This window comes from Altererythrobacter chaiwopuensis, from assembly GCF_054957735.1.
The window spans coordinates 1,843,207-1,857,042 of the sequence record NZ_JBTXJF010000001.1 but is presented as its reverse complement, the minus strand read 5'-3'; the positions used below and the strand labels follow the sequence as shown (position 1 = coordinate 1,857,042).

The following is a 13,836-nucleotide window of genomic DNA, read 5'->3' as shown; positions in this document are numbered from 1 at the left end:
AAGTGCCGAGGCGCGTAGAAAATCTTGCTCTTACGATAACCCAAGGCCTAAACTTGGCATTTGCAGGGGCAGGGTTAGGAAGGTCGCACAATGCCTGTGCTCGCTTCGTTTTGCCGTTTCGGTCCGCACCGATTGGGGGCAATTTCTGCTGCCGCGCTGCTGGCCGCGTGCGGTGGTGGCAGCAGCCCTGGCCCCATAAGCACACCCCCGCCCATCACCCCCACTCCGGCGCCCGCTCCGACCCCCACGCCAACTCCCACGCCATCGCCAACGCCAACCAGCTTCAATACCCAGGAATTGCGCGATTCCGACGGGCCAGCCTTTCACAATGCCATTACGGCATGGGAAGGCGGGATCACCGGCCAAGGGTCGATAATCGCAATCGTTGACAGCGGGATTGATAGTGACAGCCCCGAATTCGCCGGGCGCATTCACCCCGCCTCCACCGATGTAGCGGGCAATCGCGGCGTTGACGGTATCGACGATCACGGCACCAATGTTGCCATGGTCGCGGCCGCCGCGCGTGATAATACAGGCATATTGGGCATCGCCTTCGATGCACAGGTGTTGGCCCTTAGGGCCGACGAGCCGGGCAGCTGCACCGCCGACACGCCGCAGGACCCATCGCTGGGATGCCAGTTTGTCGACAGCGCGATTGCAGCGGGTGTCGACCTGGCAGTGAGCAATGGCGCCGCAGTGGTAAACCTCAGCCTTGGCGGCGGGGCCGCATCGCAAATCCTGCTCGATGCTATAGCGCGCGCCGCCAGTGCGGGAGTGGTGATCGTGGTTTCGGCGGGCAATTCCGGCGACGGGAGCGATCCCGCGATCGATCCTGACCAGCCAGATCCCTTTGCCGCCAGCCTGCTCCAGGCAGGTGGAGGGAATGTCATTATCGTCGGCTCGATTGACGCCAATGGCCAATTGTCCGATTTCAGCAATCGCGCGGGGATTGCGCAGGCCTCTTTCCTGACAGCGCGCGGAGAGCGGATCTGCTGCGTATACCAGGATGGGCAGTTATTCGTCGAAAACATCAACGGCCAGCAATTCGTGACCCTGTTTTCAGGCACCAGCTTTTCCGCTCCTCAAGTAGCGGGCGCGGTTGCCCTGCTGGCGCAGGCATTCCCCAATCTTACCGGTGCCGAGATTGTGGAGATACTGCTCGATAGCGCGGTGGATGCCGGGGCGACCGGCACCGATGCGCTGTTCGGGCGGGGAATCCTGGATATTGCGCGCGCGATTGCCCCGGCTGGCACAACCACGCTGGCGGGCCAGCAGACCGCCATGGGGCTGAGCGACCGGATCGCGATTGCCTCACCCGCGATGGGGAATGCGCTGGGCGGACAAAGCCTGGCAACGATCGTCACCGACAAATATGATCGGGCCTATGGCTTCGATCTGGCCACAGGCATTGCCGGGTCGAGCGTGGTCCCGCGGCTCGGAGGAGCCGTAGAACGGCAGGGAAGGCATATCGCGGCAGGCAGCGGGGAAACTGTGCTGGCGTTCCATATCGGTGACGGTCCGCGTGCCGCCGGGCTCGAATGGTCCGGGCCGTTGCAATTGACGGCTGACGATGCCGAGCGCGCCAAGGTTCTGGCGGCGCGCGTGGCGACGCGCATCGCACCGGGCACCCAGCTGGGCATTGCCTTTGCCCAGGGTGCGGAAGGGCTGGTGGCGCAGATACAGGGACGATTGACAGCCGCGTTTCGCATCGCACCCGGCACCCGCAGCGATGCGGGCTTCTTTCAGGCCGCAACGGCGGCGCTGGCGCTGCGTCATGAACTGGGCCCGTGGGGGGTGACTTTCCATGCCGAGAGCGGAGACGCGCGCCTTGGTTACGCGCCGAGGTTCGAGGAAGCGATCTACCGCCCGCGCGAGCGTTTCCCGACGCAAAACTTCGGGCTCGCGCTCGACCGTGATTTCGGTGCGCTGACCGCGACCCTGGGGATGAGCTGGCTTCGCGAAGAGCGCAGCGTGCTGGGCGCTAGGTTTCATCCAGCAGTGGCGCAAGGCGGGGCAGACACGATTTTCATCGATAGTGGCGGACGCTGGCAATTGAGCCGCGGCTGGACATTGGGCGGCGAAACGAGGCTTGGCTTCACCCGGCCGCAGCATGGCGACGTAATTGCCCACGGCTCTGGCTTTTCCAGCCGGGCCTGGGCGTTCGACCTAACGCGCAGCGGTGCGATTGCGCGCGGCGACACACTGGGGCTGCGAGTCAGCCAGCCGTTGCGGGTGGAAAGCGGCGGACTCAGCCTCTACCTGCCCGCCAGCTACGACTATGCCACTGAAACCGCCAGCTTTGCCTTGCAACGCCTGTCGCTTGCGCCGCAAGGCCGCGAAATAGTGAGCGAGCTCGCCTGGCAAGGTCCGCTGCTATCGGGCCGGGGCGCCGCCAGCCTGTTCTATCGCCACGAACCGGGGCACTATGCCGATCAACCTGCCGATCTGGGCGCCATGATCAGCTTCAGCGCCGATTTCTGACGCCGAATTGCCGGGTTTATTCAGGCATGCCCGCTGCCAGCGCGAACTCGTATGCGCGCTCGATCAGCGGGGTCACCCGTTCGCTCATTTGCTTGGCATGGGCAGATGAGGCGGTGCCATCGATCACGCGTTTCTTGATCCCCTGCATGATCCCGGCCAGCCGGAACAGATTGTAGGCGAAATACCAGTCCATCGGCGGCACAGGGTAGCCGGTGCGCGCCACATAACGTTCGACCGCCTCATCCTGCGAGGGGATGCCGAGTTCGTCGAGATCGAGGCCCAGCAGGCCCGCACGGCCATCGGCCGGGTTGTGCCAGTTGAGCATGAGATAGCTGAAATCGGCGATCGGATCGCCCAGCGTCGATAGCTCCCAGTCGAGCACCGCAATGACGCGGTTCTCGGTCTTGTGGAAGATCACATTGTCGAGCCGGTAATCGCCATGCACGACGCTGGAATTGTGCTGCGGCGGAATGGTTTCGGGCAACCATTCGATCAGCCGTTCCATCTTGGGTTGATGCTCGGTTTCGGAAAGCTTGTATTGCTTGGTCCAGCGGTTGATCTGGCGCGCGCAATAATCGGTCGGTTTGCCGTAATCGCCAAGACCGATCGCCTCAGGGTCCTTGAGGTGAAGGTCGGCAATGGTGTCGATCAGCGAATGGTAGATCTCGCGGCGATCGTCCCGCGTGCAACTCGGCAGCGCACCGTTCCAGAGGCTTCGTCCATCGGCCATGCTCATCACGAAGAACTTGGAGCCGATCACATCCGGATCCTCGCACAGGCCGAAGGTGCGCGGCACCGGGAAACCGGTGGGATAAAGCCCGGTCATTGCCGCGTATTCGCGGTCTACGGCGTGAGCGGACGGCAGCAGCTTGCCGAACGGCTGGCGTCGCAACACGTAAGATGCTCCCGGAGTGTCGATCCGGTAGGTCGGGTTGGATTGCCCGCCCTTGAACTTGGTGTAACTCATCGGCCCTGCATAGCCATCGACATTGGCTTCGAACCAAGCGGTCAAACGTTCAAGATCAAGCTGATCCTGCTCCGGCACCTCGATCGTACCGACCATTTCCTTGTCAAAATCAATTGGCTGCTCGTCGGCCATCAGTCGAACACCACCACGCTACGCGCCGAATGGCCGCCCTTCATCTTTTCAAATCCTTCGTTGATGCGTTCCAGCGGAATTCGTTCAGCGATAATCGTGTCGAGGTCGAGCAGCCCGCGCAGATAGAAATCGACCAGGCGAGGAAGATCAACCGGGAAATGGTTCATCCCCATGATCGCGCCCTGCAGTTTCTTGCCCGAAAGCAGGTCAAGCGCGCCAAGGCCCACCTTGCAGTCGAGCGGCATCATGCCGAGGATCGTGGCCGTGCCACCACGCCGCAGGCACGCCACCGATAGATCCGCAGAGGCCTGCCGTCCGACGGCTTCGATGGCATGGTGCACCCCGCCCTTCGAGATCGCGATGATTTGCTGCGCCGCATCGCTGGCCATGGCATCGACGGTGTGGGTTGCGCCCAGTACCATGGCAAGTTCGCGCTTTTCCGGCATCGGATCGACTGCAATGACCTGCCCTGCCCCGGCGATCTTGGCGGCATTGATTGCTGCAAGGCCGACGCCGCCACAACCGATTACCGCCACGCTTTCACCTGGAACCACCGAACAGGCATTGAAGATCGTGCCCGCACCAGTCGTCACCGCGCAGCCGAGAATGGCGGCGCGATCGAGCGGCATATCCTTGTCGATTGAAACGCAGGCGTGCTCGTGGATCAGCATCTGTTCGCTGAAGGCCGAGAGGTTGAGCATCTGGTTGACGGTTGAGCCATCGGCGCGGGTAATGCGCGGTGCCCCATCGGCGCTGCGCCGCGTATCCGCGCCCAGGCACAATGCCATGCGCCCGGTCACGCAGAACTCGCAGTGACCGCAAAATGCGGAAAGGCAGGAAACGACATGGTCGCCCGGCTTCACCGTTTTCACTTCGCTGCCCACCGCGCGCACCACGCCCGCCGCCTCATGGCCGGGAATGGCCGGAAGTGGGTGCGGATAGGTGCCTTCGATAAAGTGCAGGTCCGAATGGCACAGGCCGCAGGCCTTGGTGTCAATCAGCACTTCATGCGGCCCCGGATCGGCGATCTTGACTTCGCCGATGACCAGGCCCTGTCCGGGCGCTTCGAGAATGGCTGCCTTTGTCAAAGTCTCTCTCCCTGCCTGGCCTTAGCGCGCTACGCCCATGTCACCCGAGCTGAGGCGATCGTCGCCGCCCATGCTCGGCCCCTTGCCATCGCGCAGGGCGTTGGCGGTTGGCCCTGGCTGGGGCATATGCTTGGCGAATTCCATCCGCGCGATCGAACGCGAGTGGACCTCGTCCGGGCCGTCAGCCAGGCGCAGGGTGCGCTGGTGGGCATAGGCATTGGCAAGGCCATAGTCGTCCGACACGCCGCCGCCGCCATGGGCCTGGATTGCATCGTCGATGATCTTCAATGCCATGTTCGGGGCCTGCACCTTGATCATGGCGATTTCCTGCTTGGCGCTCTTGTTGCCGACCTTGTCCATCATGTCGGCAGCCTTGAGGCAGAGCAGGCGGGTCATGTCGATATCGATCCGCGCGCGCGCGACGCGTTCTTCCCACACCGAATGCTTGTAGATCGGCTTGCCGAACGCCTCGCGTTCCTGCAGGCGGCGGCACATCTTGGCGAGTGCTTCCTCTGCCACGCCGATGGTGCGCATGCAGTGATGGATGCGGCCCGGGCCAAGCCGGCCCTGCGCGATCTCGAAGCCGCGCCCTTCGCCCAGCAGCATGTTGGTGACCGGCACCCGCACGTCCTTCAGCTCGACTTCCATGTGCCCATGCGGCGCATCGTCATAGCCGAACACCGGCAAATGGCGCAGGATGTTCACGCCCGGAGTGTCGATCGGCATCAGCAGCATCGATTGCGCGGCATGGCGGCCGGCGCTGAAATCGGTCTTGCCCATCACGATCGCGATCTTGCAGCGCGGATCGCCGAGGCCGGACGACCACCACTTGCGGCCGTTGATTACATATTCGTCACCATCACGCTCGATCCGGGTTTCGATATTGGTCGCGTCGGATGAAGCAGTGAAGGGTTCGGTCATGAGGAAGGCCGAACGGATTTCGCCGTTCATGATCGGCCCCAGCCATTCTTCCTTCTGTTCGCGCGTGCCATAGCGGTGGAACACTTCCATGTTGCCGGTGTCGGGCGCGGAGCAGTTGAACACCTCGCTGGCAAACCCGATCCGGCCCATTTCCTCGGCACAAAGGGCATATTCGAGGTTGGTCAGGCCCGGGCCTTCGAATTCGAAAGTATCATCGACGTGGTGGTGGCTGTCATTGCGCGGCGGCATGAACAGGTTCCAGATGCCGTCGGCCTTCGCTTTGGCCTTGAGCTCCTCCAGCACCGGGATCACCTTCCAGCGATCGCCTTCTGCATCCTGAGCCTTGTAGGTCGGAACTGCGGGGCGCACGTGGCTTTCAATGAAGTCGCGCACCCGGTCGCGCCAATATTGCTGCCGTTCGGTGGGTTCGAAATCCATGGGTGCGTTCTCCTGTGTGTCAGATGATTCAGTGATCGAATCTTGTGGTTGATCGTGGCACGCCCTCGGGACCGCGCCAAGCTCTCATTTATGGCGTCTCATGGCATCAGGGCATGGGCATCGGGGTCTGCACGCGCAGCCGAATCCAGTGCGGCAAGCCTGGCCTCGTGATCCTCTCTGGCAATCGGGAAACGTGCCAACCAGAAGGCCGATATCAGCCCGGCGATAGTAACCACCAAGCAGTATTGTACAATCAGGCTATCAATAATGGGGTCCGCGACCGCACCCGGTTGTGCGTTGCTTGGCAGGCCGGAAAGCGAAACGATCAGCCCGGCCGCCAGAATTCCCAGTCCGGTCGCACATTTCTGCATAAACCAGTTGCCCGAGTAGAATGACCCTTCGGCGCGCCGTCCAGTCTTCTCCTCGAAGGCCTCGACGATTTCGGCGACCATCGACGATGCGGACACCATCACCATCACGCCAAAGGTGTTACTGACCAGCACGAATGCGAACAGCAAAGCGGTGGAAATATCGCTGCCGACTTCCGGCCAAAGCCCCAGCAAGCGCAGCCCGTAGGGGGTTAGCCAGGAGGCCATTGAAAGCATCGTGGTGACAGTGGCGACTTTTGCCTTGCCGAAGCGGCGGTGCAATCCGCTGAGCGTGAGGAATACAATTACCACGCTGGCGAACAGGATGAAGGGATAGATCGCCAGGGCGGATTCGTCGAATTCCCAGACGAAGTAATAGAGATAGTTCGACAGGGCGAAGGTCATCCCCTGGCTGACATAGGCTGCCACGGCGCCGGCCGAGAGGATCAGGAAAGCGCGCTCGGCAAAGGCCTCCTTGATCTCGGCAAATGCGCTGCGCCATGAAAACGGGGGCGGCCGGCTGTCCGGGTAATGCGCCACGCGGCTGTGCTGCCCAGCTGCGGAAACCAGCGTCGTGATGACGATCATGACAGCGCCTGCCGCGCCGTACACCACATAGCCGTCACGGTTGAGCAGTCCGTCGCGCAGGAACACATTGTAGGCCAGGAACAGTATCGCCAGCCCGCCGGTCCAGCCGAACAGATAGCGATAGCGAAACAGCGTTGTGCGCTCGTCATAGTCGCGCGTCAGCTCTGGCACGAGCGCGACCGACGGCACTTCGCAGGCTGACAGCAACAGCCGGATCAAGATTGCCATGCCGAGCAGGAGCCAGAAACTGGGCGGTCCGTCGACCGGCGGGGACCACAGGAAATACCAGGCAATGCCCAGCGGGATAGGTGCGATGTAAAGCCACGGCAGGCGCCGTCCCCAACGCGTGTAGGTGCGGTCGGACAGATTGCCCAGCAAGGGATCAACGAAGGCATCGACCAGCAAGGCGGTGACCAGCGCGACGCTGACCAGCCACGCCTCCATCCCCAGGACCAGATTGTAGAAGGTGAGCAGGAATACGGAAAAACCGTTGTCCTTGACCCCGAAGGCGACCGAGCCGAACCCGTTGGCCAGCTTGATCCGCATGGGGAGTGGTTGGGCTGCCTTGTTCATACCGCGCCGCTCTGCCGGGCCTGCTCTTCCATGCTTTCGAGCGGGTCATAGACGCCCGGTTCCTCCGGGTCCCAGCTGTAGCGCGGGCCGAGCGTCAAACCGCCGTCAACCAGAAGCGAGGTGCCGTTCAGGAAGCTCCCTGCCTCGCTGGCGAGATAGGCGCATGCCTCGGCAATGTCGCGCGCCTCGCCGCTGCGCGCAACCGGCTGCGCGTTCGAAATCATCTGCCGCAACGCATCCTTGGCCAGTACTTTCTGCTCCTCAGACACTTCGAGATTGCGGGTGAAGATATTGGTCATGATGAAACCTGGCTGGATCGCGTTCACGCGAATCCCGAATTGCGCCAGATCGGCAGCGGCCATCTTGGTCAGGTGAAGCACGCCCGCCTTGGCCACCGAATAGGCGGTTGGGGCATAGCCCGGCCCAACTGCAGCAACGCTGGATACGTTGACGATCGAGGAACCCGGCCGCCCCTTCATATGTGGCACGGCATAGCGGATGCCCATTGCGACCGAGCGCAACAACAGGTCCATGGTGCTGTCCCATTCGTCGGGCTCGATCTCGTTGATCGGCGGACGGGCCCCGCCTGCGCCAGCATTGTTGAACAGTACGTCGATCCCACCAGTCTCGGCGGCGGTATCATCCATCAGCGCCTTGATCTCCGCAGGTTTGCACACATCACAGCGCCTGAAGCGCACGTCACCTTGAGCTGCATCTGCCACCCGCTGCCCGTTCGCTTCATCGATGTCGCTGGCGATCACGATAGCGCCTTCACGCGCGAAAAGCCTGGCCGCCTCCTCGCCAATGCCCGAGGCCGCGCCGGTAATCACCACGGTCTTGTTAGAGAATCGCATGCCACATCTCTCCCATTTCATTTTGAAACCAGCTTAGGCGCGAGCAAGCGCGCGTCAACGGCTCGCTTGCTGACGCTACGGCATGGCTGGCTATCATAAGTGTGCTTGCGACCCCGACCCGAATCACCCTAACGTAAGCGTCAACCAATAGAGGTGAGAGGAGAGTCGGCCCCATGTCTGAAACCCCCGATCTGGAAGCTTTCCGCGCGGAAACCCGCGCCTGGCTTGAAGCGAATTGCCCCCCTGAAATGCGCCAGCCCGTGCGCGGCGATGAGGACATTTTCTGGGGCGGCCGGGGCGCCACTTTCAAGTGCGATGCGCAAAAGGCATGGTTCGAGGCCTGCCGTGACAAGGGCTATACCGTACCGGCCTGGCCCAAGGCATACGGCGGAGCCGGGCTCAATGCTGCCGAAGCCAAAATTCTGCGCGAGGAAATGAACCGCATCAATGCGCGTCCGCCGCTCTCCAGCTTCGGCATATGGATGCTTGGCCCGGCGCTGCTTCACTTCGGCACCGAAGGTCAGAAGCAGCGTTTCCTCAACGAAATCGCCCGCGGCGAAATCCGCTGGTGCCAGGGCTATTCAGAGCCCGGCAGCGGGTCAGACCTCGTCTCGATGCAGACCTTCGGCGAGGATAAGGGCGACCATTGGGTGGTCAATGGCCAGAAGATCTGGACCTCCTATGCTGACAAAGCGGACTGGATTTTCTGCCTCGTCCGCACCGACAAGGAGAACAAGTATCAGGGTATCACCTTCATGCTGTTCGATATGGCAAGCCAGGGTGTCACCACCAAACCGATCCTGCTGATCAGCGGCAATAGCCCGTTCTGCGAAACCTTCTTTGACGATGTCAGCGTGCCCAAGAGCTATGGCGAGGATTGCCCCGGCTACGTGGGCGAAATCAACCGCGGCTGGGACGTGGCGAAATATCTGCTCGGACACGAGCGCGAGATGATCTCGGGCGCGGGCGGTGATGATCGCAGCGCTGCGATCGGCGCCGCGATGAAGCGCCATGCAGGCGAGCTCGATCCAATGCTGCGGGCGGAGCTGGCAATGTTCGATGTCGACGCCCTGGCCTATACCTGCATGGGCGAGAAGTTTCTTGACGAGATCAAGGTCGGCAAGGCGCATCCGGCGCAGCCCAACATGATGAAATATGCCGGGACCGAGCTCAACAAGCGCCGCCACGAACTGATGATGAGCGCGGGCGGATCGCGCAGCCTTGAATGGGACAGCGAGGAAACGGGTGGCGGGAAGCCTTCACGCAACTGGCTGAGAACCAAGGCCAATTCGATTGAGGGCGGCACCAGCGAAGTCATGCTGAACGTCATTTCCAAACGCATTCTTGACCTTCCGGGAGCCTGAGCCATGCCGCTTTATCATGACGAAGATCAGGCGATGCTGGCCGAAACCGCCAGCCAGTTCATGGCCGAGGAAGGCGCGATTCCCAAGCAGCTGCGTCACTGGCGCGACAAGGGCTGCAAGGATGGCTTCGGCCACGAATTGTGGAAGCAGATGGCCGAGCTCGGCTTCACCGGAATTCTCGTTGGCGAGGAGGATGGCGGGCTGGGCATGGGCCATGTCGAAGCTGGCATCGTGCTGGAAGAAATCGGCCGCAATCTCACTCCGTCGCCTTTCCTGACCAGCACCGTTCTGGCGGCAACCGCACTCAGCGAAGCGAGCGCGGATCTGCGCGCACGTTACCTGCCCGGACTTATCTCTGGCGATAGCGTGTTTGCCGTCGCGATTGACGAAGGTGCCAAGCACCGGCCAGAGCGGGTTGCCTGCAAGGCGGAGAAATCGGGCAACGGTTTCAAGCTGTCGGGCAAGAAGGACTTCGTGATCCACGGGGCGAGCGCCGACATGATCGTGGTCGCCGCGCGCACATCGGGCAGCGATGCTGACGCCGATGGCATTACCCTGTTCGCGGTTCCCAGGGACGCGGCAGGCATGAGCCATGATGCCGTGCGGCTGGTCGACAGCTCGATGGCGACGCACACCACATTCGACAATGTCGATCTCGATGGCGATGCCGTGATCGGCGAAGTCGACGGCGGACGCGCGGTACTCAATAAGCTGCTGATGGCGGGCCGCGTCGGCGCGGCAGCCGAAGGTGTTGGCGTTGCTCGCGGCGCGATGGACATGACCATCGATTATCTCAAGCAACGCAAGCAATTCGGCAGGCTGATCGGCGAATTCCAGGCCCTGCAGCACCGCGCTGCGCATCTTTATTCCGAAGTCGAGATCGCGCGGGCCGCGGTGATCAAGGCGCAGCAATTGCTCGATGCGGGCAGCGAGCGGGCCGATCTGATGGCGTCGGTTGCCAAGGCCAAGGTGGCCAAGGCGGCCGGCCTGGCGGTGCGTGAAGGTGTGCAGATGCACGGCGGCATCGGCATGACCCACGAATATGACATCGGCCTGTACATGAAGCGCGACCGCGCGCTGCAGGAATTTCTGGGCGATGCCTATTACCACGCCAATCGCGTAGCGGAACTGAGCGGATACTGAAAAGGACACAAGACATGGATCTGAAATCGCTTTTTGGCCTTGATGGCCGCGTCGCCCTGGTCACGGGCGGATCGCGCGGGATCGGCAAGATGATCGTCGAAGGCCTGCTCGCGGCAGGCTGTGCGCGGGTCTATATCGTCGCGCGCAAGAAAGAGCAGGTTGACGCGACTTCTGCGGAACTGGGCGACAAGGTGATCGGCCTGGTCGGCGACCTGTCGCAAATGGACGGGATCCAGCAGCTTGCCGACGAAATCGCCGCGCGCGAGGACAAGCTCGACATACTGGTCAACAATGCCGGTGCGGCATGGGGTGAACCCTTCGATGACTTCAGCGAGGCAGGCTGGCACCGCACGGTCGATCTCAATCTCAAGACACCGTTCTTCCTGACCCAGAAGCTGCACGGGCTGCTCAAGGCGGCGGCCACGCCCGAGCGACCGGCGAAGGTGCTGATGATCGCCTCGATCGACGGGATGAAGACCAACCCCTGGCCGACCTATCCCTATCAGGCGTCGAAGGCCGGGCTGATCCATCTCACCCGGCGCATGGCGGCAGAGCTCGCCCGCGAAAACATCATCGTCAACGGCATCGGCCCTGGGGCTTTCCCGTCGGATATGAACCGCGCCGCGCGCGACAATGCCGATCTGGTCGAGAAGGGTATTCCTTCGGGCCGCATCGGTGTGACCGAGGATATGGCCGCTGGCGCGATCTACCTCCTCAGCCGCGCGGGCGATTATGTGGTGGGCACCACGATCCCGATCGACGGCGGCGTGGTCAATGCCAATATCGGAGCGGGCAATTTCGTTGACCCATCGGGCCAATAGGCTGGCCGGTCCGATCGGCACGTAACAATTCCCTCCGGTCCGGCGAACCAGCCCCTGGTGCCCGGCACCATGTAGCATGGGGGATTGATCATGGTGTGTCGTAAATCACTGGCTTTTGCCGCCTGCCTTGCATTGCTGGCGTCAGCAGCGTCCGCATTGGGCCAGGACAATGCGCCAGCGCAAGACAGCGGCCAGCTCGATGATTTTTCGGACCTGGCATCCGACCAGAGCGAAGAGACAGCGCCCCAGGCCCCGGCTGACATCGAGCCCGCACGGCGCGCCGCGCTGGATCGGATCGCCGAGGTGATCGAAGCGCTCGATCCCGATGCGCAGCGCCAGGCCAACAACTGGCAATTTGCGATCGATGAGGTGCAGATCCTGGTGGTGACCGATCCGGTCAACGATCGCATGCGCATTCTCACCCCCGTCTCGCTGGCCGAAGCCCTGCCCGAAGAGGCACTGCTGCGCCTGCTCCAGGCCAATTTCGATACCGCGCTCGATGCCCGCTATGCCGTGGCGCAAGAGCTGGTGTGGGGCACCTTCATTCACCCGCTCGAATCGCTCACCACGCGCGAGTTCGCTTCTGGTGTGTTGCAGACCAAATCGCTGGCCGATACGTTCGGCACCACTTTCTCCAGCGGGCTGCTGAGCTATGGCGGCGGCGACAGTTCGGCCATTATCGAACAGCAGGTCGAAGAGCTGCTCGATCAGCTTGAGCAAAGCAACAAGATCTAGCTAGGGGGGAAGTCCCCAGGCGCCACGCGCGCTACATCACCTTGTCGGGCGAGGGATCGTGCTTGTGCCGTTCAGCCTTGCCAAAATGCCGTTCAAGCCGCTGGGCCAGCGTGCCCGCAGCCTGCCGCGCTGCAGTGTCGACATCGGCAGCATGTGCAGTAACGCCGATCGGCTTGCTGCCGCGCGGGCGCGCCTCGATGGTGCAGGCCTTGTCATCCGCCCCGCCCTTGCGCCCGTTCTCGTCGCTGACATGAACTTCGAGCCGGGTCAGGCGATCCTCGAACCGCTCTAGACGGTGGCGAACCGACGCCTCGATCCTTTCCGCGACATTTTCTGTGCCCATCACGCTGGAATCGGAATTGAACTGGAACTGCATGGGGGATGCTCCTCTCTTATCGTTTCTTCCTTGATTCAAGATGGGGATTGGCGCCGCCAAATCCAGCGAAATCGGACGCGGCGCAGCCAGATAATCCTACAGGATGGAACACATGGAACACGCTCCAAAGGAAAGAAAAACCACGTGGCCAAACGCGCATGGAAAGGGCGCGGATAATGGGAGCACGTTGCGAACATTCCATGCCGCAGGTTAGGCCAGATTTCGCGCGCGTAGGAAAGCTTGGGTATCGGCCCCCACAAGGCTAAAGCCCTACTGCCATGCCCGCGCCTGTCACCATTCTCGTCGACGCCGATGCCTGTCCGGTAAAGGAAGAAATCTACCGCGTGGCCACTCGCCACAGGGTGGAAGTGCGGATCGTCAGCAACAGCCCGTTCCGGATTCCTGATAACGAGCGGGCCAAACGCGTGGTGGTGGATGGGAGCTTCGATGCTGCGGACAACTGGATCGCCGAACAGGCCGACGCGCGCAGCGTGGTGATCACCGCCGATATCCTGCTGGCCGAACGGTGCCTGAAGGCGGGCGCAAAGGTGCTTGCGCACAACGGCAAAGCGTTCGACGCCGCCAGCATTGGCGGCGCGATTGCGACGCGCGCGATCATGGAAGATTTGCGCGCCGGAATGGATGGTGCCGGTGGCGGTCCGCCGCCGTTCAGCAAAGCCGACCGGTCACGATTCCTGCAGGAACTGGACAAGGTGCTGGTAAAGCTGGGGCGCTGATGGAAATGGCTGATGGAAATGGTGGTTCGAAATCCGTTCAGCCAGCCATTGATTGCGCCTGGCGGTTTCGTTCGGATATCGCGTGGGACAGATCGGTATAACGGTACGTCCCAACCCTGTATTCACGGACAAGCTTCGTGGTGATTCCTTCCGGCAGGGCACCTCCAAAGGCGCTCAATGCGCCTCCCTCGTCTTCCCAATCAGCGATGCTGGCGGCCTTGATGATGGTCACGGGGCAAGTTCCGGATGA

Annotated in this window: 13 protein-coding genes; 6 read left to right on the top strand and 7 right to left on the bottom strand. The window is 62.1% G+C overall.

The window, feature by feature from the left end; all coding sequences use genetic code 11:
• Positions 1 to 90 precede the first annotated feature (90 nt).
• A complete protein-coding gene (locus ACX3VQ_RS09055) occupies positions 91 to 2,481 on the top strand; it encodes a S8 family serine peptidase (protein ID WP_462580607.1) in 2,391 nt (796 codons plus the stop codon).
• 16 nt (positions 2,482 to 2,497) lie between these two features.
• On the opposite strand, the gene ACX3VQ_RS09050 is transcribed toward ACX3VQ_RS09055, so the two are convergent.
• The 5 genes from ACX3VQ_RS09050 to ACX3VQ_RS09030 form a co-directional block, all read right to left on the bottom strand.
• Positions 2,498 to 3,580, bottom strand: a complete 1,083-nt coding sequence (locus tag ACX3VQ_RS09050) for a phosphotransferase family protein (protein ID WP_462580605.1) — start codon at positions 3,578 to 3,580, stop codon at positions 2,498 to 2,500.
• Positions 3,580 to 4,668 (bottom strand): Zn-dependent alcohol dehydrogenase, encoded by a 1,089-nt coding sequence (locus ACX3VQ_RS09045; RefSeq protein WP_462580604.1) that lies wholly within the window; start codon positions 4,666 to 4,668, stop codon positions 3,580 to 3,582. The genes ACX3VQ_RS09050 and ACX3VQ_RS09045 overlap by 1 nt, the downstream gene beginning before the upstream one ends.
• Before the next feature lie 21 nt (positions 4,669 to 4,689).
• Positions 4,690 to 6,027 carry an acyl-CoA dehydrogenase family protein gene (locus tag ACX3VQ_RS09040; RefSeq protein WP_462570319.1) on the bottom strand — a complete coding sequence of 446 codons (1,338 nt, stop codon included), beginning with the start codon at positions 6,025 to 6,027 and terminating at the stop codon, positions 4,690 to 4,692.
• 98 nt (positions 6,028 to 6,125) lie between these two features.
• Positions 6,126 to 7,556 carry an MFS transporter gene (locus tag ACX3VQ_RS09035; protein ID WP_462570321.1) on the bottom strand — a complete coding sequence of 477 codons (1,431 nt, stop codon included), beginning with the start codon at positions 7,554 to 7,556 and terminating at the stop codon, positions 6,126 to 6,128.
• Complete coding sequence (locus tag ACX3VQ_RS09030; protein ID WP_462580602.1) at positions 7,553 to 8,410, bottom strand: SDR family NAD(P)-dependent oxidoreductase; 858 nt, start codon at positions 8,408 to 8,410, stop codon at positions 7,553 to 7,555. The genes ACX3VQ_RS09035 and ACX3VQ_RS09030 overlap by 4 nt, the downstream gene beginning before the upstream one ends.
• Positions 8,411 to 8,583: 173 nt before the next feature.
• Between ACX3VQ_RS09030 and ACX3VQ_RS09025 the strand changes: the two genes are divergently transcribed.
• The 4 genes from ACX3VQ_RS09025 (at position 8,584) to ACX3VQ_RS09010 (ending at position 12,473) form a co-directional block, all read left to right on the top strand.
• Positions 8,584 to 9,774 carry an acyl-CoA dehydrogenase family protein gene (locus ACX3VQ_RS09025; protein WP_462570323.1) on the top strand — a complete coding sequence of 397 codons (1,191 nt, stop codon included), beginning with the start codon at positions 8,584 to 8,586 and terminating at the stop codon, positions 9,772 to 9,774.
• A 3-nt stretch (positions 9,775 to 9,777) separates the two neighbouring features.
• On the top strand, positions 9,778 to 10,917 hold the full coding sequence (locus ACX3VQ_RS09020) for an acyl-CoA dehydrogenase family protein (protein WP_462580600.1): 1,140 nt from the start codon (positions 9,778 to 9,780) through the stop codon (positions 10,915 to 10,917).
• A 14-nt stretch (positions 10,918 to 10,931) separates the two neighbouring features.
• Positions 10,932 to 11,738 carry an SDR family NAD(P)-dependent oxidoreductase gene (locus ACX3VQ_RS09015; protein ID WP_462580598.1) on the top strand — a complete coding sequence of 269 codons (807 nt, stop codon included), beginning with the start codon at positions 10,932 to 10,934 and terminating at the stop codon, positions 11,736 to 11,738.
• A gap of 90 nt (positions 11,739 to 11,828) precedes the next feature.
• Positions 11,829 to 12,473 carry a hypothetical protein gene (locus tag ACX3VQ_RS09010; protein WP_462580597.1) on the top strand — a complete coding sequence of 215 codons (645 nt, stop codon included), beginning with the start codon at positions 11,829 to 11,831 and terminating at the stop codon, positions 12,471 to 12,473.
• A gap of 31 nt (positions 12,474 to 12,504) precedes the next feature.
• Here ACX3VQ_RS09010 and ACX3VQ_RS09005 read toward each other — a convergent pair whose 3' ends face one another.
• Positions 12,505 to 12,849 (bottom strand): HPF/RaiA family ribosome-associated protein, encoded by a 345-nt coding sequence (locus ACX3VQ_RS09005; RefSeq protein ID WP_462580596.1) that lies wholly within the window; start codon positions 12,847 to 12,849, stop codon positions 12,505 to 12,507.
• A 278-nt stretch (positions 12,850 to 13,127) separates the two neighbouring features.
• Here ACX3VQ_RS09005 and ACX3VQ_RS09000 point away from each other — a divergent pair, with 278 nt between their 5' ends.
• Entirely contained in the window at positions 13,128 to 13,586 is a 459-nt protein-coding gene (locus ACX3VQ_RS09000) for a YaiI/YqxD family protein (RefSeq protein WP_462580594.1), read from the top strand.
• Positions 13,587 to 13,623: 37 nt separating this feature from the next.
• Here ACX3VQ_RS09000 and ACX3VQ_RS08995 read toward each other — a convergent pair whose 3' ends face one another.
• Positions 13,624 to 13,818 (bottom strand): hypothetical protein, encoded by a 195-nt coding sequence (locus tag ACX3VQ_RS08995; protein ID WP_462580593.1) that lies wholly within the window; start codon positions 13,816 to 13,818, stop codon positions 13,624 to 13,626.
• Positions 13,819 to 13,836: the final 18 nt, after the last annotated feature.